This window comes from Mesorhizobium sp. WSM4810, from assembly GCF_055811235.1.
This window is the reverse complement of sequence record NZ_JBVVQV010000114.1, coordinates 1-338: the sequence shown is the minus strand read 5'-3', so window position 1 is coordinate 338 and position 338 is coordinate 1. Positions and strand designations below refer to the sequence as shown.

The window sequence follows — 338 nt, the reverse complement described above, 5'->3', positions numbered from 1 at the left end:
GGGGCCGTAGCTCAGCTGGGAGAGCGCCTGCTTTGCAAGCAGGATGTCGTCGGTTCGATCCCGTCCGGCTCCACCATTCCCGCGCAATCCGCAGGATTGTCGCTACCTCGTTCTGAAAAGAGGGAGAGGTGTCGAGTGGATGTGAAGCCGGCCGAGAAAAAGTCATTCGTTTAAGAGTTTGCGGCGAGCATCTAGCTCTCCGCCTGTTCTGTTTGACATCGTAAAGAGAAGATTTGTTCGAACTTCACAGCCCGCAAGGGGTGTGATTTGTCGCGGGAGACGCTCAATCTCCCGCATATGATGGGTTTGCCTAACCGCACCCTCGAACCGATCTCGAG

Annotated in this window: 1 tRNA gene; it reads left to right on the top strand. The window is 55.9% G+C overall.

The features are described 5' to 3' along the window. Positions 1-76: transfer RNA gene (locus AC0L3O_RS35545), tRNA-Ala, on the top strand. Positions 77-338: the final 262 nt, after the last annotated feature.